The organism is Geomonas azotofigens (genome assembly GCF_018919395.1).
GTDB lineage: Bacteria > Desulfobacterota > Desulfuromonadia > Geobacterales > Geobacteraceae > Geomonas > Geomonas azotofigens.
This window is the reverse complement of record NZ_JAHLME010000002.1, coordinates 824,483-845,636: the sequence shown is the minus strand read 5'-3', so window position 1 is coordinate 845,636 and position 21,154 is coordinate 824,483. Positions and strand designations below refer to the sequence as shown.

The following is a 21,154-nucleotide window of genomic DNA, read 5'->3' as shown; positions in this document are numbered from 1 at the left end:
GCCAGTTCCTGTGGAGCGGTTTTACTTTCAGCGCATTCCCTATGAGGATCTTTCTCTTCACATCAACCAGAGGACCCGCAATGCTCAAACGTCTCATCGTCATCGCCTGCCTGCTCGCCTCCGTCGCCGCCGCGACCGCTGCCGATCACCTGCACAAGACGCTGGTTGTCGGCAGTGAGGAGAACTTCCCCCCCTTCTCCACAGGGAGCACCGATGACACGGCCGGCGGTTTCGCCGTGGAGCTCTGGAAGGAGGTGGCCCGCGAGGCGGGGCTCACCTACACCATGCGAGTGAGGCCGTGGGGCGAGCTGCTCCAGGAGTTCAAGGACGGGAAGGTGGACGTCCTGGTCAACATCGCCACCTCGCCGGAGCGTCATCGTTACACCGATTTCAGCGTCCCCCACGTCACCGTCAACGGCGCCATCTTCGTGCGCAAGGGGGACTCCCGGATCCGTTCCGAGGAGGATCTCGCCGGCAAGTCCATCATCGTGTTCAAGTCCGACCTGGCCCACGAGTACGCGCTCTCCAGGGGATGGCAGAAGCAGCTCGTGCTGGTTTCGGACGCGGCGGAAGGGCTGAGGCTCCTCGCCTCCGGCAAGCACGACGCCATGCTGGTCAGTAAGCTCGCCGGTCTGCAGACGCTCAAGGAGCTGAAGATCGGCAACGTGAAAGCCCTCGATGCCAAGGCCGGTTACGCGCAGAAGTTCACCTTCGGGGTGCACAAGGGGGAGACCGACCTCCTCGCCGCGCTCAACGAGGGGCTGGCACTGACCAAGGCCGACGGCGACTACGACGAGCTGTACCAGAAGTGGTTCGGCGTCTACGAAGCGAAGGAGCCGACCTTCACGGACATGCTGAAGTACCTGCTCCCCTTCGCGCTTTTGGTGCTCTGCCTCGCCGCCTACTTCTTCTACCGGCGCAGCCGCGAGCGCAAAGCCGCCGAGAGCGCGCTGCGCGAGAGCAAGCTGCGCCTGGACACCATCCTCGACAACGTCGGCGCCTGCATCTTCATAAAGGACACCGACTACCGCTACAGCTACGTCAACCGCAAGGTCTGCGAACTCTTCGGCCACTCCGAGGACGAGATCCTGGGCCGGACCGACGCTGCGTTCTTCTCGCCGGAATCGGTGCGCGAGATCAGGGTGAGCGACCGGCCGGTGCTCGAGGAGGAGGTCACCGTCAAGCGGGAAGAGACCGACCTGAGCGCAGGCGACGACCAGCCGCGCACCTACTGGACCGTGAAGATCCCGCTCAAGGACGAAACCGGCGCCGTGTACGGCCTGTGCGGCATCTCGACCGACATCACCGAGCGCAAGCTGCTCGAGGACGAGGTGAAGAAAAAGACTACGCAGCTCGAGGAGGAACTGGCGGAGCGCGAGATGGCCCAGTTGTCGCTGCAGGAACAGACGGCGCTCTTGGAGGAGCAGACCGCGATCCTGGAGGAGGAGGTCGAGGAGCGCAGGAGGGCGGAACAGGCCCTGAAGGCGAGCGAGGAGAGCGTCCGGCACCGGCTGAAGGCGATCATGGAACCCGAGGGGGACATCGGCGCCCTGGAGCTCTCGGACATCATCGACAGCGACATGCTGCAGTCCATGATGGAGAATTTCTACCAGCTCACCGGGATGTTGGGCGCGGTGCTCGATGTTTCGGGCAAGGTGCTGGTCGCGGTGGGGTGGCAGGACATCTGCACCAAGTTCCACCGGCTTCATCCCGAGGCGTGCAAGAACTGCCTTGAAAGCGACACGGTTCTCACCAGCGGGGTGGCGGTCGGGACGTACAAGCTGTACCGCTGCAAGAACAACATGTGGGACATGGTGACCCCCATCGAAGTGGGGGGACGACACGTCGGCAACGTCTTCATCGGCCAGTTCTTCTACGAGGACGAGCCGCCCGACCTGGAGCTGTTCCGCGAGCAGGCGAGGCGTTACGGCTTCGACGAGAAGGAGTACCTCGCGGCGCTGGAGCGGGTGCCGCGCTTCAGCCGGGCGGCGGTCGACGCCGGGATGAAGTTTTACGCCGAACTGACCCGGATGGTTTCCACGCTCAGTTTCACCTCAATCAAGCTGTCGCGGATACTCGCCGAGCGCATCCACCTCGAGGAGCAGCTCCGCCAGTCGCAGAAAATGGAGGCGGTGGGGCAGTTGGCGGGGGGCGTCGCCCACGACTTCAACAACATCCTGCAGGTGATCAGCGGCTACGGCAACATGCTCATGATGGAGCAGGGGCTCGCCGAGCAGCAGCGGCAATGGGTCGACCACATCCTCTCCTCGGCGGACCGTGCCGCCCAGCTGACCAAGGGGTTGCTGGCGTTCAGCCGCAAGCAGGTGATCAACCTGCAACCCGTGGACCTAAACGACATCATCGAGAATTTCAGGAAGTTCATCCTCAGGGTCATCGGGGAGGACATCCACCTGAGGACGGTTACCTTCGCCGAGCGCCTGGTCGTGCTCGCCGACGCGGGACAGCTGGAACAGGTCCTCATCAACCTGGCCACCAACGCCCGCGACTCGATGCCCAAAGGGGGCGTCCTCACCATCGAGACCGGGCTGCAGGCGGTGGAGGCCCCCTTCGACCACGAACTCGGGCGCGCGGAACCGGGAAGCTACGCCGTGGTCACCGTGTCGGACAGCGGCAGCGGCATGGACCAGGAGACACGCAAGAGGATCTTCGAACCCTTCTACACCACCAAGGAGGTCGGCAAGGGGACCGGCCTCGGCATGGCCATCGTCTACGGCATCGTCAAGCAGCACAACGGTGTCATCAACGTCTACAGCGAGCCCGGGCGCGGAACCACTTTCAGGATCTACCTGCCGGTCGAGGAAACGGCGCGAAAAGGCGAGGGGGGGCAGGCCGAGCCGGTGCAGCCGGTGCAGGGGGGGAGCGAAACGATCCTTTTAGCCGAGGACGACGCCGAGGTTCGCGAGCTCGTGGTTTCCATCCTGAGCCGCTACGGCTACGAGGTGATCCAGGCGGTGGACGGCCAGGACGTGGTGGAGCGGTTCGTCGCGAACAGGGACAGGATCGCCATGATCCTCATGGACATGATCATGCCCAAGAAGAACGGCAAGGAGGCCTACGACGAGATCTCCTCGCTGCAGCCGGGGGTGAAGGTGCTCTACTCCAGCGGCTACACCGCCGACTTCATCCAGAACAGGGGGGTCTCGGAGGACGGCATCGAGCTGATCATGAAACCGGTGCAGCCGATGGAGCTGTTGCGCAAGGTCAGGGAGATACTGGATCGTTGAGAAACAATCATTTCCGCAGCGCCAGGATGAACAGTTCCAGGGTGACCAGGTCGTGCACGAGATGCATGCCGAGACGCTCGAAGAGCTTTCCTGAGCCGTAGCCGGCGTCCCACAGGGTGCGGTCGATGTCGAAATGGGCATGGGCCTTGATACTGCCGTCTTCCTGGGGCGCCACTATGGCGGGGAAGCCCACCGGCCGGGTGATGCCCCGGATGGTGAGCTCGCCGATCACGGTCCCCTCCGGCGCTTCGGGCGGTCCCGAGCTTTCGGGCTCCCAGCGGGTGAGCCGGAACGAGGCGGTGGGGAAGCGCTCGACGGCGAAGAAATCCACGGATTTCAGGTGACTCACCAGGAGGTCACGCCAGTAAGGGTCCTGCAGATCGCGGTTTTGGATGCTGGTCATGTCCAGCACTATGGAGCCGGCGGTGAGCCTGCCGTCGCTCAGCACCAGCTCGCCTCCCTGCACGCCAATGGTGCCGTGGTGGCGGTTGTTCAGGTTGCGTCCGATCCACTCCAGCGAACTCCTTTCCGCATCGATCAGGTAGCTCCCGTCGCAACGTCCCGCGTCGGTCGGCGGTTTCGCTCCGGTCTCAACGGGAAGGCCGGCCGCTTTCAGGGCGGCGAGTCCTCCTTCCAGGACGGAAACGTTTCGATACCCTGCCTGAACCAGGCGATCACCCGCCACCTCGGCGGTGAGCCTGCTCCCGGTTGCGTCGTACAGGACCAGTTCGGTGTTCCGCTCCGGAACCAGTTCAGCGACGCGGTCCAGGAACACCATTTCGTAGATGCAGGCGTTATGTGCACCTGCCAAATGGCAGGCGGCGTAATCCTCGGGCGTCATGACGTCGATGACAATGGCGCCGGAGGTCAACAGGTCCTTCAGTTCTGCACAGGTGGTCGTCTTCATGTCTCATCCCTCTTGTTCTCCAGCGGTAATGACTTCAGGCACCGATCCATCCTCTTATTTTAACACTTCAACCGATTTCAGAAACTTCAGAACCAAGGTGTCCCGTACCGCCCCCAGTATTTGAATCCTGGCAGCTTTACGCGGATCACCTTTTTGATATTGTTTGCAGGTCGGCTGTGTCTGGCGGTCCCGGTTCAACTGCTTTCCCGTGTCAGGTGCAACGCTCACCATCTCGCATGAAGGAGGACGCTATGAGGAAAAAGCTGATTGCCTGTGTCGTAGCCTTGTCGGTAGCAGGTTCGGTCGCCGCGGCCGACCGTCCGGTCGCTCCCAACGGCATCGCGCTGTATCCCGACTACCTGTCCTGGAAGGTGGTCGCGCCGTCGTACCGGGAGGACAAGGGGCAGATCCGGGTCATCACGGGGAACGAGATCGCGGTGGCAGCGCTGAAGGCCGGCACCAGGCCGCTTCCGGACGGGAGCGTGCTGGCCAAGGTGGCCTGGAAAGCGGAGAAGCACCCTTCTTTTCCCGTGGCGACCGAACCGGGCGCGTTCGTGCAGGTCGAGTTCATGGTGAAGGATGCCAAGAAATACAAGGATACCGGGGGGTGGGGCTTCGCCCGTTTCGTCGGAAACCGGCTGCAGCCTTACGGCAAGGATGGCGGCTTCGTCGCCGAGTGTTTCGGCTGTCACACGCCGGTTGCGGGTAACGACTACCTGTTCACCAGCATGGTCAAGACGCCGTAGCTGCCTGGCTTTTTGAAAAGGTAAATCCCCCGCCTCCCCCTTCGCAAAGGTTCATCCGGGAATTTCGGGAATAGAGCGCGCGTAACTCCCCTCCCTTGACGGGAGGGGAACTGTAACAGCGTGTTTCCGGAATTACCCGAAGACCTTCGCAAGGGGGGGACGCGGGTTCGCGTGCGGTGTTTTGCTGATATCCACTTAGCATGATTCATGAATATAGGAATTTCTTGCTATGAGGTGACCCACATGCTATAAACCTTTCCAGTTTCAAAAAAGACAAAAAAGGTCCTATTTAAAAGTGGAAAAGAAAAACTGTATCTGTATCGACGCTTCGGAACTCTCACTGGGTGAGAATTGCGAGCCCCGGGTCAAAGCCGCGAGAGGGCCCCGGCTCTCACTGAGAACCTTCATCCTCGCTTCGTCACTCGCTGTTTCCTTCATCAGCTTCGCTTGCGTCCTCGGCATCACCTCGCTCGTTTACCTCGACACCGCCAAGCGCAGCGCCACCACTCTCGCCTACGACCAGGCGCGGCAGTTGCGGCACTCGATCCCCTTGCTGATGGCGAAAGGGACCACGCGGCGGGAGCTTCTGAGTCTCTACAACACCCCGGGGACGTCGGGGATGCCGGGAAGCCATTTGGTCGAGTTGTACCGCACCCCGGTGGTGGAGGCGCTGTACGGGCGGACCGAGCTTCCCGCCGACCCGGGCGTGGCGCGGGTGTTCACAACCGGCGCGGTCCTCGAGCGCGGCGCGGGGCGGGTGGTCGAGGCGATCTTCCCGCTCTTCGCGGAGAAGAACTGTCTCGGGTGTCACGGCAACGCCCGCACCGGAAGCCTGCTCGGGGCGGTCAAGGTGCGCCAGGATATAGAGCCGATGCTGCGGCAGGCCCGGCAGAAACTCCTGTTCCTTTTCCTGCTCCTTTCCCCCATCCCGGTGCTGATGGCCTTCTTCATCGCGCGGCTGGTCAGCGCACGGGTGGTCCCGGCCATCACCGAGCTAGGGGACAAGGTGATCAAGGTCAACAGCATCCGCGACCTGACCCGCCTGGAGTTCTCCATGGTGGCACCCGGCTTCACCGAGCTGGACCGGATCTTCGCCGAGGTGTCCAAGCTGGTGGACAAGATACGGGCGGTGTCGGTGGACAAGGAGATCCTGGAACTGGAGATCCAGATGCTGGAGAAGTTCATCATCACCTCGGAGGTGATCCGGGACTGGAAGGAGCATGTCGCCTGCCTGCTCCTGGAGATCAACCAGGTGGTGGACGCCTACATGCTGTTCTGCATCTTCCAGGTGGGCGAGGAGCTCTACGATATCGAGATCTTCTGGCGCTCGCAGCCCAGCGAGGGGACCAAGAAACAGGTCGAACGGGAGGTGCTGCGCAAGATCCGCAGCGAGAACGCCCGCCTGGCGGAGAGCTCGGCCCTGCAGGTGATCCACAACGTGGCCGCGGACACCACGCCGCTCGCGCTCGAGCAGGGTGACCTGGAACTGCAGACCAAGTCGCTGATCCTCGATTGCCCGCAGATCGGCGGGGTGGTGGGGATCGGGGTCCAGTCCGAATCGGCGTGGAACTCGACCCGCGGACTGGTGATCGACAGCATCCTGACCACGCTTTTGAACGTGATCGGCTCCATCAAGGCGATCCACAAGTACACCAAGGACCTGGAATACTACGCCACCCGCGATCCCCTCACCAACCTTTTCAACCAGCGGGTGTTCTGGGAGCTGATCTCCTACGAGATCGGCCGGGCCGACCGGCACGGCTACAGTTTCGGGCTGCTCGTGATCGACCTGGACAACTTCAAGCACATCAACGACACCTGGGGGCACGCGACCGGCGACCGCTACCTGGCCGCCTTCGCCGGCGCGGTCCAGCACGCCCTGCGCAAGGGGGACATCTTCGCCCGCTACGGCGGGGATGAATTCGTGATCCTGCTCCCCGAGGCGGACGAGGAGCAGGCCGCGCTGGTGGCGGCACGGATCCGGAACATCACCGAGGACCTTGACGTCGGCACGCCGGACGGGGGGAAGGCGCGGGCGACCGCCTCCATCGGCCTCGCCATGTTCCCGCTGCACGCGGTGAACGAAAAGGACCTGTTCCTGTTCGCGGACAACATGACCTACAAGGCCAAAGGGGAGGGGAAAAACCGGGTCAGCATTCCGACAGCCGAGGACGTGGTCGAGGTGTTCCGGATGGTGGGAGAAAAGGCGCGGCTCGTGCAGGAGGCGGTGGACGGCCGCCGGGTGATGCCGTACTTCCAGCCCATCGTCGCGCTGGGGCCGGGGCAGCCCGAGTGCTGCGAGGTGCTCTGCCGCATAGAGATGAAGGGGGAGGTGATCGCCGCCGGCGACTTCATCGAAACCGCCGAGAGCCTCGGCATCGTGGGACGGCTCGACGCGATCCTCCTGGAAAAGGCGTTCGCCATGGTCGAGGAGCAGGATTACCAGGGGAACCTCTTCGTGAACCTCTCCCCGAAGTCGATGATCCTGAGCGAATTCCTTCCCAACATCATCGGCCTCGCGGACCGGTACCGCATCGACCGCAGCAAGGTGGTGTTCGAGCTGACCGAGCGGGAAACGGTGAAGAACCTGACCCTGCTGGAGAAATTCGTCTACGACCTGAAGTCCCAGGGGTTCAAGTTCGCCATCGACGACTTCGGCTCGGGCTTTTCCTCGTTCCAGTACATACGGCAGTTCCCCATCGATTACGTGAAGATCGAGGGGGTCTTCGTCAGGAACATGCTCAACGACTACAAGGACATGGCCTTCGTGAAGACGCTCGCCATCCTGGCCAAGGAGTTCAACATCAGCACCATCGCCGAGTACATCGAATCGGAGGAGATCCTGGAGGCGGTGAAGAGCGTCGGCATCGACTACGCCCAGGGGTACCACCTTGGCTGCCCCTCGCCGAACCTGGGGCAGGAGGACGACCTGGACGCGGCGTGATTGCTTACGTTACGGGATCGGAGCGGTGATGAAAGCGGCGGCCGTCGGAACCGGCGCGTGGTGCAGGGAGATGCCGAGCGACGAACGGGTGAAAGGTGAGTCAGCGGGAAGGCGGCAGTGGTCGCAGCACGCGGTCCCGCTCCGCGGCGCGCCTTGCGGCGCGTGCCTTGACAAGGTCGATCTCCTTTTTCGCCAGCGCGTCGCCCAGGTGCTCGTACTCGGTGGCGCAGGTATAAAAACAGTAGGTCGAGCCGTTGACCGCGTACTTGTCCTTCGACCTCGCGAACTGCTCCATTTTTATCCTGAGCTCCCCTGCCGGCATCTTCATCAGTTGCTCGTACTCGACCGGCTGGCAGTCGCACTCTTCGGCCCATGCACCCCCGTTCGGAATCGGCAGCAGCAATAACAGCGACAGCGCTATCTCTTTCATGGCGTCCTCCCGGTGAGGCGAATTGGATCATGAGCTTCGGCCAATGTTAGCAGGCGCGCCCGGTTCCGCAAGCCGCGCGATGAAGCCGTCGCGGCCGGCGCAACATAAACGTTGATTTTGACCGGTCGGTCAACTATTTTGGCGTTACCTTGCCTACGTCCCGGGACCAGGCCCCGGAAATTTTTTTGAGAAGGAGCACTCCATGCGTCTGAAGATACCTTTCCTGTTCCTTATGATGGCCCTGTTGACTTCGGTGGCTCCTGCGTTCGCGGGGGGCGGCGTGAAGAAGGTGCTCATGGTGGTCACCAGCAGCGCCCAGTTGCCGGACGGCAAGCCCACCGGTCTCTGGCTCGAGGAGTTCGCGGTCCCGTTCCTGATGTTCAAGGAGGCGGGCTACCGGGTGACCGTGGCCAGTCCCGCCGGCGGCAAGGCGCCGGTCGATCCGCGCAGTTTGGAGGATAAAAAGAAGGTGCAGCGCTGGAGCAGGGTGGCGGCGGAACTGGATGAGACCATGCCGCTCGCGGAGGTCGTGGCGGAGCGTTACGATGCCGTCTTTCTCCCCGGCGGGCACGGCACCATGTTCGATTTCCCCGGCGACGCCACGCTGAAGGCGCTGCTCAACAAGTTCGCGGCCTCGGACAAGGTGATCGCGGCGGTTTGCCACGGACCGGCCGGCCTGGTCGGGGTGAAGAAGGCGGATGGCACCCCGCTGGTGGCGGGGAAGACCATCACCGCCTTCACCGACGCCGAGGAAAAGGCGATCCAGCTCGACAAGGTGGTGCCGTTCCTGCTGGAAAGCAGGCTGCGCGAGGAAGGCGCCAAGTTCGTGGTCGGGCAGAAGTGGGCGGCGCACACCCAGGTGGACGGCCTGCTGGTCACCGGGCAGAACCCCGCCTCCAGCGCCGGGACTGCCGAGGCGGTGATCCGCATGCTCAAGAGCAGGTAGAAAGCTGGAAAAAAAAGGGACAGGCTACTTTTCAATCCATGCAAAAGGAACGAGACGCAGAAAAAGTAGCCGGTCCCCTTTTCCCTTTTCCCCAAAGAGCACGTAAAAAATCTTATCCAGGAGGACGTTGTCCATGTCGAAGAACATTCTGTTGCTGACCGGGAGCCCCAGGAAAGGGGGGAACACCGACAAGCTGGCTGACGCCTTCACCACCGGCGCGGAGCGGGCGGGTCATACCGTGGTGCGGTACCGGACGGCGGACAAAAACATCAAGGGGTGCGTGGACTGCAAGACCTGCTTCAGCAAGGGGACGGCCTGCTCCTTCGCGGATGATTTCAACGAGCTGGCGCCACTTTACCAACAGGCCGACGTGGTGGTGTTCGCGACGCCGCTGTACTGGTTCTCCTTTCCGGTCCAGCTGAAGGCCGCCATCGACAAGCTCTACGCCTTCTTGATTGGCGACCGGCCGCTGAAAATCAAGGAGTGCCTGCTCCTTGCCAGCGGCGGCGACAAGGAGGAGCGCAAGTTCGAGGGGCTCGTGAAGTCGTACCAGCTCATCGCGGAGTTCCTGGGGTGGCAGGACCGCGGCGTCCTGGTGGTGCCGGGGCTCCACGACAAGGACGATGTCGTGAAGACCGAGGGGCTGCGCCAGGCGGAAGCGCTGGGACAGGCCATCGCATGATTGGAGAAATGACGCCGGAGACGGCGACGAAGGATGCCATGACAGCCAATGACGATTGCTTGCGGCAGTTGATCGACCAGGCGAAGCAGCAGCAGATGTTCCTGGAGATGTTCGTCCGCTCCTGGGTGGACGATTACCGCTGCGGCGGCGGCACCGTCCACTGCGGCAAGGGATGCCGCAACTGCTGCAGCCTCGCGGTCCATACCGGCTTCGCCGAGGCGCTGGCCGTGGCGCGCCAGTTGAGCGTCGAGCAGGGAATGAAGGTGGCGGATTACGCCGTGAAATTGCGGGACCTCGCGCGGGGGGTAAGCGAACTGCCGCACTACCTGCGCCTGCACCGGGACGAGATGGGTTTCTGCCCGTTGCTGAACGAGGAGGGGGCCTGCGGCGTCTATCCGGTCCGCCCCCTGACCTGCCGCTCGCTCATTTCCACCCGCGAAAGCGTCTGGTGCGGCGCCGATTTCACCAAGGTAGCCGCTGCGGAGCGGGATGCCTTTCTGGCGGCCCTGGATCGGAAGGTGGTCTCCTTCCCGAGCCATTACGTGGCGGTGCTCCAGGAAAGCGGCAAGGAACTGGAGGAGGCGGGGGCGCAGCTGATGCGGTCCCTGCTCGGCTTCGCCCTCTACGGCAACCTCGGAGTCCTGGCGCACCTCTGCTTGCATCACGACCTGGCGGGGGCGGCACTGGAGGGACGCGACCGGGCGGTTTCCGTCATCGCCCAGGCCGGTTTCGATCATCCGCTGCTGCTGACCGTTTCCTAGCGGTGCGGTCGGCGCTTCTTCCGGCGGGCGCCGCCGCTTCCCCGCTTCATTTCGACCTGCCGGATCTCCCGGATCTCCCGCCCGTCTTCAGCGGATCGCCCGGGTAGCCAAGGGCCTTCCAATCCAGACGCCTCCCCCCCTCGTGGCACTCTCCGCAGCGCAGCGCCTTTTCCCTGGGCGCCACTTCGTGGTTGATGTTGCCGAAGGAAACCGTCCTGACGAACTCGAATTTCCCGCTGTAGGGGAGACCCGTCCCCTTGGCCCCTTCCCGGAGCGCCCTTTCCCAGTCGTGGTTGTCGTAGAACTCGCCGTGGGTCTGCGGGACGAGCAGGTACCGGTACACCGAATCCATGGGCTGGTTGCCGGCCAACGCCTTGAAGGGATAGATCTTGGCGGCGGCATCGGTGATGTCCCCGGCCGGCCTGGAGAGCGCCACCGGCTCGGCGGTCCCCGTGATTTTCTCCCCTTTCAGGTATCTCCGCACCGTACCGTTGAACCAGGCGTAGGTCGGCACCACGTTTTTGCCCCACACAAAGCTTCCCTTTCCCTTGTCGAAGGTGTCCTTGTCGAACTGCTCCTCGGGCTCGATCTCTTTGCCGGCGCTGGACCAATCCCAGCTCATCTTGGTGGCCTGTTCCCTGGCGAACTGCGGGATGTGGCAGGTCTGGCAGGCCACCGACGCGAGGTGCCGGTTCAGGATGGCGCGGTCGGGGGAGTCGCGGTGGGGGTCCTTGGCGCCGGCGTGGCAATCCTCGCAGGCGACCCTGCCGTCGTAGGTGGCGAGAAAGGTGGAGGCACCGGCGATCCTGTGCCGGCTGGTGCGGTGGCAGCGCTGGCAGGCCATGTCCTGGCCGCCGCTTTGCCTGGTCCCCATGTGCACGTCGTTGGCCTTGTCGGTCTTCAAGAGGGAGGAACTGAGATCGCCGTTTTTGGAGCCGTCCTCGCCGCCGCTGAAGAAATGACAGGTGCCGCAGTTGTTCCGGGTAGGCGCCCCGACTCCCTGTGCCGCCCGGGTCAGGTCGAGGTAGCCGTGCACGATCGCCTTGGCGTCGGGCATGCCGGCTGAGACTTTTTTGTAGGCGGCTTCCCTGGCGTGGCAGACCAGGCAGTCGATCCGGGTCCTGTCGCTGTAGTCGAACCCGCTGCCGGTGAGGCCGTAACCGGCGTGGCACTTGGCGCACGCCTCGATGTTGGCGTAGTTGGGGCCGCCCTGCACCGAGATGGCGAAGTTGTTGACCAGGTTGATCTTGCCGAGCTCCTGTGCGCTCCGCTCCATCCCCTTGACCAGTCTCGGCGGCCCTTTCCAGGTCCAGTGCGGGGTCTTGATGAAGTCCGCGGCCTGCCGGTCGTGGCAGGCAATGCAGGCCTTGGTGACTTCGAGGGCGTTTTTGAAGGGACCGCGCACCAACTGGGAATGATCGACCGCCGCCATTGATCCGGCGGGCCCCATGACAACCATCGCTGCGACGAGTGCGGCTGAACTTGCTCTCACATGTCCTCCCGGCTGACGTGCTGGTGCTACGGCGCCGTAGTATACCTCAGCCTTGTCGCTTTCCGGGTGGGAAAAATAGGGGGAGGGGATGGGATATTTCGGAGAGGGGGAGGGGGAAATCACCGCTGCGAGGTCTTGCGCATCACCTCTTTGAGCACGTTCAGCGTGTACGGCTTCTGTATGAAACCGGCCAACCCTTTGCCGTCGAACTTTCGCACCACGTCCTGTTCGCTGAAACCGCTGGACATGATGACCCGCACCTTGGGGTCGAGGAGTTGCAGCTGCCGGAAGCACTCCTCCCCGTCCATCCCGGGCATGGTGAGGTCGAGTATGACCGCCGTGACGTCGGGGTTGTCCCGGTAAACGGAGATGGCTTCCGGGCCGCCTGGCGCCGCCAGCGGGGTGTAGCCCAACTCCCGCAGCATGCGGGTGCCGATGCTGAGCACCGTCTCCTCGTCGTCGACCAGCAGTATCTTCCCTTCTCCGTGCCAGTCATCCCGGACCGGCGCCGCCTCGACCGGTTCGCTGGCGGCGTCGCCCGCCGGCAGCAGCACCTTGAAGGTGGTGCCCCGTCCCGGCTCGCTGTAGATCCGGATCCCCCCCTTGTGTCCACGGACGATGCCGTGGACGGCGGCGAGGCCAAGCCCGCGGCCGGTGAACTTGGTGGTGAAGAAGGGATCGAAGATCTTGGTGAGCACCTCCTGGTCCATGCCGCTGCCGGTGTCGACTACCTCCACGAAAACGTGGCGCCCCTCCGTCATGTTCTCGCCCAGGACGAGATCCTTCAGGCTGTCCCGGTCCAGAGTCGTGGAGCCGGTGCGGATGGTGATCTCCCCCTTTTGTTCCCCTATCGCTTCGGCGGCGTTTTGCACGAGGTTCATCAGTATCTGGCGCATCTGGTTCAGGTCCGCCTCGACCACGGGGAGCGGACGGACCAGGTCCAGCTTCACCCGGGCGTTGGGGGCGGAGGTCTCCAGCACGTGGCGCAGTTCCTCGATGAGCCGGTTTAGGTCTCCCTTCTCGACCAGGAACCTCCCCTTGCCGGAGTAGGCCAGCATCTGCTTGGCGAGGTAGGCGGCGCGGTTGGCGGCGGTCTCGATGTTCTTGAGGTTGGGAGCGACGGGGGAGTCATCGGGGAGCTTCATCAAGGACAGGTCGACGTTGCCGATGATGGCCATGAGGATGTTGTTGAAGTCGTGGGCGATGCCGCCGGCGAGGACGCCGAGGCTCTCCATCTTCTGGGCGTGCAGCAACTGCTGCTCGTAGCGGGCCCGGTCCTCCTCGGCCTTCTTGCGCTCGGTTATGTCCTGACCGACCGCCTGCACCTCGGCGAGCCTTCCCTGCTCGTCGAAGATCCCCCTGTTGGTCCATTGGTGCCAGATGACGGTATTCTCGGGGCCGAGGAAGGCGAGCTCCATGGTCTCGGTCGGGTGCTCCTGGGTCAGGTTGCCCAGGGAGTCCCGCACCGGGGAGCGGTACTCGGGGACCATGAAATCGAGCAGGTTTTTCCCCGCCAGTTGTGCCTGGGTGGTGTGGGCGTCTTTGGCCAGGGCTGGGTTCACGTAGGTGAGCGTGCCGTCGGGAAGATAGGTGCAGATGTAGGCGGGGCTGTCCTCGGAGATCTTGCGGTAGCGCTCCTGGCTTTCCCTCAGGGCCTGCGCAGCCCTCACCGCGCTCGTGTGGGCGTTGCGGAGCATGAAGGCGATCACCGTCAAGAGCGCGCTGACGATCAGCCCCCCGGCGAGGTAGCTGCGGGACTGGCTCTTCCCCTGCTCCCTGGCGAAGCTCGGCAGGGTCTCGAACGTGAACAGCCAGTCGCGCCCGAACCTGTTCAGGCTGCGGGTGGCCTGGAAGTCGGGGCGGTAGTCCCGGGGGCGGGGGAGCTTCCAGTCGGCAACGCTGTCGAAGAGAAGGGCAGATTCGCTGGGGCTCTTCTCGGTGTAGATGCGAAAGCCGATGTCGAGGGGGGGCTTGGGGAAGGTGGCCGACATGAAGTCCCTCATCCGGATCGGGCTGTAGGCCCACCCCAGCAGCGCGTCGACGCGCTGCTCCCTGGTGGCGCTGGCCTGGCTCCGGTCATAGACCGGAACGTACATGAGGACTCCCTTTTGGCGGTCCTTTTCGGTCTCCTGCACCAGGAATACCGGGTTGGTTAGCGCCGCGTCGCCGGTGTCGCGCGCCTTCGCCATGGCGTCGTGACGGTTGGGCTCGGAGAACATGTCGTAGCCGAAGGCCCGCTGGTTGCGCCAGTCGAACGGCTCCAGGTAAACGATGGCGGTGTAGAGGGGGCGCTCTCCGTCGGGCCAGATCCGGTACCGTGAGAATCCCTCCGCCCGCATGCGCCTTATATGGCGTTCCTTGTCCTTGGGGAGCACCACCTGGGAGAAGCCGAGCCCCTGAAGTCCGGGGTAGTTCCGGTCCAGGGAGAGCGAATTGGAGAACCGATGCCATTCGTCGCGGGTGACGCTGTCGCTGGCGTTGAAGAGGCCGACCGCTCCGCGCAGGACCTGCTCGTCATCGGTCATCCGGTTCAGGAACCTGTTCATGATCTCGACGCTTTTGTCCTGGAAGGCGGTCTGGAAGCGGGAGGTAAGGCTGCGGTCGTATTGGCGCCAGAAGAAAAGCGTCATGAGCAAGGACAGGGTCAGGACCAGGTAGGGAAGCAGGTTCACGGCCCTACCCCAGGAGGAGACTCCCTGGAGCGGCGACGCGGTGGCTTCGCTTGGCTTGTCGCTGTCTGTCGGCATCTGTGCTCCCCGGCTCGTTGCGCGTGGCGCTTCCCGCCCTGTGGCTGGATGATTAACTTTACAGAAGTTGGCGCCGAATTCAATGCGTGCGGGCGGTGTTGGGGCTTTGGGCGTCGGCGTTCGTTACACCCGGGGCGCGCCAAAGCCGGCCGCCCTGATCACGTCACGCAGCGAGGAGAGTTTGTAAGGCTTTTGGATCAGCCCGGCGAGTCCCTTACCCGCGAACTTCCGCGACACCTCGTGCTCGCTGAAACCGCTGGACATGATGACCGGGACCGTGGGATCGATGCGGCGCAGCTCTCGGAAACACTGCTCACCGTCCATGTGCGGCATGGTGAGATCCAGCAGCACCAGGACGATGCCTCGCCGCTCGCGGTAAAGCTCCAACGCCTCGCGGCCGTCGGCGGCGGTGATGACGTCGAAACCGAACTGGCGCAACAGGTCGCCGCCGGTGCTCCGGATGGTCTCCTCGTCGTCCACGAGGAGCACGACCCCCTCGCCCCGCCAGTCGTCGGTCTTTGCTTCCGGGACGACGTCGGTGGCGGCTCCAGCCGCGACCGGAAGCAGCACCTTGAAGCTGGTGCCGCGTCCGGGCTCGCTGTAAACCTTGATCGCCCCCTTGTGGCTGCGGATGATGCCGAGCACGGCCGCCATCCCCAGGCCGCGGCCGGTGAACTTGGTGGTGAAGAAGGGATCGAAAATCCTGGCGAGGGTCTCCTGGTCCATGCCGCAACCGGTATCACAAACCTCGAGGGCGACGTAGGAGCCTTCGGGTATCGGGTCGATGAGCCAGGGGTCCTTCAGGTACTGCTCCTGGCATTCGATGCAGCCGGTCGAGACGGCTATGACGCCGTCGCGGTCGCCGATGGCCTCGGAGGCGTTGATGACCAGGTTCATCACGATCTGCCTGATCTGGGTGGCGTCCACCTCGATCGCGGGGAGCTTTTGGGAGAGGTGGTAGCGCAGCACCACCTTCTTGGAGATGGCGACCTGGAGCATGTGCCCCATCTCCTGGAGCAGGCGGTTCAGATCGATGGACTCGATGACGAACTTCCCCTTGCCCGAGTAGGCCAGCATCTGCCGGGCCAGGTCGGCGGCGCGCACGGCTGAGGCCTCGATGCGTTGCAGGTTCTCGCACGCGGGAGATGCCGGGGGGAGCCTGAGCTGCGCCAGTTCGGCGTTTCCCATGATCGAGGTGAGGATGTTGTTGAAATCGTGGGCGATGCCGCCGGCCAGCACGCCGAGACTCTCCAGCTTCTGGGCGTGCAGCAGCTGCTGCTCGAGACGGATGCGCTCCTCCTCGGCCCTCTTGCGCTCCGAGATGTTCCTGGCCACCCCGATGACGGCGTGGCGCCCCTCCAGGTCGATGCGCCGGACCTTCACTTCCGCCGGAAAGGTGGTCCCGTCCTCGCGGCGGTGCACGGTCTCGAAGGTGACCGAGGCGGAGAGGGGGAAGCTGTCGAACTGGCGGGCCACCTTGCCGTCGTCGTTGTTGATGGCGTCGAGGTCGCCGATGCTTTTGGAGAGCAGCTCCTCCCTGGTGAAGCCGAGCTCGTGACAGGCCTGCTCGTTGGCGTCCAGGATCCTTCCCCTGGCGTCGGCGATGTAGACCGGATCGGCCACGTTCTGGAACAGTTCCCGGAAGCGCTGCTCGCTGGCCGCGACCGCCTGCTCGGACCTGGTCCGCTCCGTGACCTCCCGCTCCAGGTCCGCGGTGCGATCCCTGACCCGGTCCTCAAGCTGCACCGACAGCGCCTTCAGGGCCTGTTGCGCCTTCTCCCGCTCCCGTAGTTCCTCCCGTAGCGACTCCGTCCGGCTGCGCACCACTTTCTGCAAGGCGTAGTTGGCGTAGGCGGCGCCGACGAGCAGCAGGGCGAGCAGCACCGCGACGCTGCCGACGATGAAGGTCCTGGTCGGGCGCCAGCGCATGTCCTCCACGAAAAGCCACTTCTGCAGGGCGCGGCTGCGCTCGTCCCGGTCGATGGCCGCCAGCCCCTTGTTCAGGATGCGCTGCAGGATCGGCCAGTCCCTGCGCACCCCCATGCCCCAGCGGTAGTCGAAGTCGGTCTTGCCGGCCAACTGCAGGTTGGCGATGCCGGCCTCTTGCGCGTAGTAGGTGGCGTTGGCCATGTTCTCGACGTAATAATCGACCATGCCCAGGGAGGTCTTGGCCAGGGCCGTGGAGACGTCGGGGACCACCTCCAGCCTGATGTCGGGGAACCTTGTGCTGAGGATGTCGTGGGAGGCGTAGTTGGAGACCACCGCGACCTTCTTTCCCTTGAGGTCGGTCAGCGTGAGGTCGGTGCGGGTGCCGCTGCGGGCGAAGATGCCGCCGGGGACGGTGACCAGGGTGTCGGTGAAAAGGGCGAACCGCTCGCGGTTTGGGGTTCGCACCATGGCGCCCAGCAGGTCCACCTCGTGCGCCTTGAATTTCTCCAGCACCTCGTCCCAGTTGCGCAGGCGGACCGCGGTGATGGTGATGCCGAGTTTTTGTTCCAGCAGCCGGATCATGTCGGCCGCGGCGCCCTGGTAGCGGCCTTGATCGTCGAAGAACTCGATGGGCTTGAAATCCGGGTCGGGGGCGAGCTTGATGACGGGATGCCGTTGGAGCCATTGTTGCTCCTCGACGGTGAGTTGAACGCCCGCTTCGGCCCGGCCGGCGCTGGAGAGGAGCGTCGACAGGACTGTCACGAGCAAAAAGGTTGCTGTTACAACATGTCGGATACAAGTCATATCGCCATCCTTCATGGGGTGAAGACGCGTCAACTGAGCCGGGTAACAGTTCATTTCTCTTCGGCTGACAAAGCTGCAATCTTTACAACTGATTTCATGACCGTGGCGTCAACATGGAACCGGAGCGCCCTCAACATGGCGCCGTGGCTCCTGAGGCTGTGCCGGGGGCGGGAAACCTGTGCAGGGCGCGCTCGGAAGCGAGGGGGGCGGCCACCAAGGCGGCGGATGGCCTCGCGCCGGGGCTGGGGACAGGTATTGACATCGCATGGGGCGAATCCTATCCTGAGTAGGTCGGGGTCAATAAATCCCTGACAGACAGGAGGTTTATCATGACAAAGCCCATTCCGGAAGGATTTCACAGTGTCACAGCCATGTTCATGTTCAAGGACTGCCGCAAGGCGATCGACTTCTACAAGAATGCCTTCGGTGCCGTGGAAAGATATGCCATGCCGGGACCTGACGGGCGGGGGATCATGCACGCGGAGTTGCAGGTGGGCGACTCCATCATCATGATGGGGGACGAGTTCCCCGGCGAAAACTGCAAGAGCGCGGAAACCCTCGGAGCATCACCGATCAGCTTCTATCTTTACGTCGATAACGTCGACGCGGCCTTCAGGCGCGCGCTGGAAGCCGGGGCCACGGAGAAGATGGCGGTCCAGGAGATGTTCTGGGGAGACCGGGCCGGTTCGCTGCAGGACCCCTTCGGGTACAACTGGATGCTCGCTACCCACACCAGGGACTTGAGCCCGGAGGAGATCAGCGCAGGCGCCAAAGCCGCGTTCGCCCAGGTGCCGAGGGAGATCAAGGAAATAATATCGTGAGGTCGATGCCATGCCGCTTCCGGCACCGCGCGGGGGGCGCACGACGTCTGCTCGCGGGTGCCGGAGGCGATGGGAGGGACATAATCATGAAGAGCATGATCCGCATTTTCACCCTCACCGCGCTCATGGCGGCGCAGATCGCCGGCGCGGAGACGAACTGGTACGCGGGGGACGAGCGCTGCCCGCCGCCCCGGGACGACGGCACCTTTTCGGCGCCCTACGACGCCAAGGATCACCCCGGCGACTACCCCACCTTTGCCGGGGCGGACAAGCCCGGCTGGTTCTGCAGTTACCAGCGGGAGGACGGGGTCCTGGTACAGTACGGCAACAGCCTGACGCCGCAGCAACAATGGCTGGCCGTCTGGGCCTCAGGCGCCAACAGCATGGATTGAGAGCGGCAGGCCTCAACGGGGAGGTCCCTATGAAAGATCTCGAAGGGAACATCATTTTGATCACCGGTGCGACCGACGGCCTGGGTGAAAAGGTCGCCACCGATTTCGCCGCCCTCGGGGCGACGCTGTTATTGCATGGCCGGGACCCGGAGAAGGGGCGTCGGGTCACGGCCGCCATCAGCGAGACCACGGGGAGCGACCGGCTGCATTACTACAACGCCGACCTCGCCTCGCTCGCCGCGGTGGAGGCCCTGGCCGACTCCATCGCCGCCGACTGGCGCGGGCTGGACGTCCTGGTCAACAATGCCGGGGTCGGCGCCGGGCCCGATCCCAAGCGGCGCGAGCTGAGCCGGGACGGTTTCGAGCTCCGTTTCGCGGTGAACTACCTGGCGCCGTTTCTGCTCAGTTACCGGTTGCTGCCGCTGTTGCGCCTTCGGGCCGACGAGGTGGGGCTCGCCCGGATCGTGAACGTGGCCTCGGTCGCGCAGCAGGCGCTCGATTTCGAGGACGTGATGCTGGAGAAGGGGTATGACGGCATGCGCGCCTATGCCCAAAGCAAACTGGCGCTGATCATGTTCAGCTTCGATCTGGCCCACGAGTTGGTCGGGACCGGCATCACGGTCAACGCCATGCATCCGGCTTCGCTGATGGACACCAAGATGGTGCGTGAGTGGTTCGGGGCGGCGAGGACCACGGTGGAGGAAGGGGCGCGCTACCTGGAGCGGCTGGCGGTGGACGACGAGGTGCAGGGGAAAACGGGGCTCTACTTCGACCAGGGAACGCCGGCACGGGCGGCCGAACAGGCGTACGACGAAAAGGCGCGCGAACGGCTTAGGGAGTTGAGTTTGAAACTGATCAGCCTTCGCCAAGGCTACGGCCGACACGTCGGGGGGATCAATCCGGATGATGAATCTCGACGATAACTCGGCTGAGTCATGCACGTCGGGAAGATGAGTCTCGACGATGGGGCCGGCTGACGTATTGATCATTCCTCGCGGGGCGGCACCAGGTACCAACGGTCGTCGCCGAGATCATGACGGAGCAGGTGCTGCCCTCCTTCCTCTACCGACACCTTGAAGTAGTTGCCATCCCGGTCGTACCATCGGTCGAGGACGTCGAGCACCTGGTACGTCCGCTCCCGCCAGGTGACGGTGGTGGGACGCTCGTCGGCCTTGTACCCGGCATAACAGGTGACTTCTACCGGCTCTCCCCTGTGCTGGTCTCCCACATTCTCTCCCATCGGTTACAGTTCCCTGCGTGACCCAGCCGGCGAAAACCTCACCGCAACGATCCGGATCAAGGCCAAAGAAAGCACCAAGGAGATGGTCATGGCAACTTCCTGCCAATCGATGTCCTTGTACCAGAAAGCCATTACTTCTGTCAGCACCGTGACGATCACCGTGTCGATGATGTAGGTCACCTTCACGCGCCCTTCCGTCGAATAGGCGAGCGCGGTGCGCAGGACCTCGATGATGGCGAGCACGGTCAGCAGATCCACCATGATCTGCTTTGACGCGCCGTGGAAGTCCTGCTGGAAAACCAGGCGCAGGTCGTAGAGCGTGCACCCGACTCCGGCCACGATGGCAAGCAGGATGGCTACGATCAGCAGGCATAGCACCGCGCGCGCCGACATCTCGTAAAACCGGTTCAGCCTCAGATCAACGCTGTTTTCTCTCCACATGATCCTTCTCCCTTGGTTTCGTTTTGCGGCGAACGTACCAGAGGAAGGTTACGGAGCGTTGAAGAGAGTTTTACATTTGCGTTAAAGCCTCTTCCTGAAGTTTGGCCAGTAGTGCCAGAAGCTTGGTGGTATCGGGGAAGCCGCGCTGGATGTGACGGATGACGCCGGCCTTGTCGATGACGAAGGTGGCACGACCGGCTCCATAAAGCTTTACCAACTTCCCGTTCTCGTCGGCCAGAAGCGGGAAGGCGAGGTTGTGTTCCCTGGCAAATTCCGCGTGGGTCGCCACCGTGTCGCTGCTCACGCCCAGGACCTGGGCGTCCTGCTTCTCAAAAAGGGAAAGTTCCTTTTGAAAAGCCTGCATCTCGCTGGTTCAGACGGGAGTGAAATCGGCGTAGTAAAAGGCGAGCACCACATACTTCTTACCCGCGTAGTCGGCGAGCCTGACGGCGCCAAGGGTGGATTCCACCTCGAACTCCGGCGCTTGCTCCCCCACCCGCGGCAGCCTGGTGCCGATACTGCCGATGGCGGCGAGCGCCGACGTTGCCATGCTTCCCAAGATCGATCGTCTCATCTTATCCCTCCTATCACGTGCGCAGAGTGTGCGCCGCAACCGGCGCCACCACG

General features: G+C 63.5%; 17 protein-coding genes. 9 read left to right on the top strand and 8 right to left on the bottom strand.

From position 1 onward, the window contains the following. The first annotated feature begins 80 nt into the window (after positions 1–80). On the top strand, positions 81–3,245 hold the full coding sequence (locus KOL99_RS08665; protein WP_216510055.1) for a PocR ligand-binding domain-containing protein: 3,165 nt from the start codon (positions 81–83) through the stop codon (positions 3,243–3,245). Between the two features lie 7 nt (positions 3,246–3,252). On the opposite strand, the gene KOL99_RS08660 is transcribed toward KOL99_RS08665, so the two are convergent. Next, complete coding sequence (locus KOL99_RS08660; RefSeq protein WP_216510054.1) at positions 3,253–4,152, bottom strand: YceI family protein; 900 nt, start codon at positions 4,150–4,152, stop codon at positions 3,253–3,255. Between the two features lie 251 nt (positions 4,153–4,403). On the opposite strand from KOL99_RS08660, the gene KOL99_RS08655 reads away from it, so the two are divergent. Beyond that, on the top strand, positions 4,404–4,898 hold the full coding sequence (locus tag KOL99_RS08655; RefSeq protein WP_216510053.1) for a cytochrome P460 family protein: 495 nt from the start codon (positions 4,404–4,406) through the stop codon (positions 4,896–4,898). A gap of 295 nt (positions 4,899–5,193) precedes the next feature. Further along, positions 5,194–7,842, top strand: a complete 2,649-nt coding sequence (locus KOL99_RS21895) for a putative bifunctional diguanylate cyclase/phosphodiesterase (protein ID WP_216510052.1) — start codon at positions 5,194–5,196, stop codon at positions 7,840–7,842. 100 nt (positions 7,843–7,942) lie between these two features. Here KOL99_RS21895 and KOL99_RS08645 read toward each other — a convergent pair whose 3' ends face one another. Further along, positions 7,943–8,272 (bottom strand): hypothetical protein, encoded by a 330-nt coding sequence (locus KOL99_RS08645; protein ID WP_216510051.1) that lies wholly within the window; start codon positions 8,270–8,272, stop codon positions 7,943–7,945. Between the two features lie 202 nt (positions 8,273–8,474). On the opposite strand from KOL99_RS08645, the gene KOL99_RS08640 reads away from it, so the two are divergent. The 3 genes from KOL99_RS08640 to KOL99_RS08630 all read left to right on the top strand — a co-directional run bounded on the left by KOL99_RS08640 (position 8,475) and on the right by KOL99_RS08630 (position 10,661). Beyond that, positions 8,475–9,218: a type 1 glutamine amidotransferase domain-containing protein gene (locus tag KOL99_RS08640; RefSeq protein WP_236025897.1), complete on the top strand. Its 744-nt coding sequence runs from the start codon at positions 8,475–8,477 to the stop codon at positions 9,216–9,218. Between the two features lie 133 nt (positions 9,219–9,351). After that, entirely contained in the window at positions 9,352–9,900 is a 549-nt protein-coding gene (locus tag KOL99_RS08635) for a flavodoxin family protein (protein ID WP_216510050.1), read from the top strand. A 38-nt stretch (positions 9,901–9,938) separates the two neighbouring features. Continuing rightward, the gene (locus tag KOL99_RS08630) at positions 9,939–10,661 is read left to right on the top strand and encodes a YkgJ family cysteine cluster protein (protein ID WP_216510049.1); all 723 of its coding nucleotides are present in this window, start codon (positions 9,939–9,941) and stop codon (positions 10,659–10,661) included. Between the two features lie 46 nt (positions 10,662–10,707). Here KOL99_RS08630 and KOL99_RS08625 read toward each other — a convergent pair whose 3' ends face one another. The 3 genes from KOL99_RS08625 to KOL99_RS08615 form a co-directional block, all read right to left on the bottom strand. Beyond that, positions 10,708–12,153, bottom strand: coding sequence for a tetrathionate reductase family octaheme c-type cytochrome (locus tag KOL99_RS08625; protein WP_328760029.1), 1,446 nt, complete (start codon positions 12,151–12,153; stop codon positions 10,708–10,710). Between the two features lie 119 nt (positions 12,154–12,272). Beyond that, entirely contained in the window at positions 12,273–14,900 is a 2,628-nt protein-coding gene (locus tag KOL99_RS08620; RefSeq protein WP_216510048.1) for a CHASE domain-containing protein, read from the bottom strand. A gap of 123 nt (positions 14,901–15,023) precedes the next feature. Then, positions 15,024–17,591 carry a response regulator gene (locus KOL99_RS08615; RefSeq protein WP_328760082.1) on the bottom strand — a complete coding sequence of 856 codons (2,568 nt, stop codon included), beginning with the start codon at positions 17,589–17,591 and terminating at the stop codon, positions 15,024–15,026. A 371-nt stretch (positions 17,592–17,962) separates the two neighbouring features. Between KOL99_RS08615 and KOL99_RS08610 the strand changes: the two genes are divergently transcribed. From KOL99_RS08610 to KOL99_RS08600, 3 genes are all read left to right on the top strand, one after another. Continuing rightward, entirely contained in the window at positions 17,963–18,454 is a 492-nt protein-coding gene (locus KOL99_RS08610) for a VOC family protein (protein ID WP_216510047.1), read from the top strand. A gap of 86 nt (positions 18,455–18,540) precedes the next feature. Then, on the top strand, positions 18,541–18,846 hold the full coding sequence (locus KOL99_RS08605) for a hypothetical protein (protein WP_216510046.1): 306 nt from the start codon (positions 18,541–18,543) through the stop codon (positions 18,844–18,846). 29 nt (positions 18,847–18,875) lie between these two features. After that, positions 18,876–19,769 (top strand): SDR family NAD(P)-dependent oxidoreductase, encoded by an 894-nt coding sequence (locus tag KOL99_RS08600; protein ID WP_216510045.1) that lies wholly within the window; start codon positions 18,876–18,878, stop codon positions 19,767–19,769. A gap of 62 nt (positions 19,770–19,831) precedes the next feature. On the opposite strand, the gene KOL99_RS08595 is transcribed toward KOL99_RS08600, so the two are convergent. The 3 genes from KOL99_RS08595 to KOL99_RS08585 form a co-directional block, all read right to left on the bottom strand. Further along, the gene (locus KOL99_RS08595) at positions 19,832–20,074 is read right to left on the bottom strand and encodes a DUF6504 family protein (RefSeq protein ID WP_328760027.1); all 243 of its coding nucleotides are present in this window, start codon (positions 20,072–20,074) and stop codon (positions 19,832–19,834) included. 15 nt (positions 20,075–20,089) lie between these two features. Continuing rightward, positions 20,090–20,527, bottom strand: a complete 438-nt coding sequence (locus KOL99_RS08590; RefSeq protein ID WP_216510043.1) for a phosphate-starvation-inducible PsiE family protein — start codon at positions 20,525–20,527, stop codon at positions 20,090–20,092. Between the two features lie 70 nt (positions 20,528–20,597). Continuing rightward, positions 20,598–21,101 carry a peroxiredoxin gene (locus KOL99_RS08585; RefSeq protein ID WP_216510042.1) on the bottom strand — a complete coding sequence of 168 codons (504 nt, stop codon included), beginning with the start codon at positions 21,099–21,101 and terminating at the stop codon, positions 20,598–20,600. Positions 21,102–21,154: the final 53 nt, after the last annotated feature.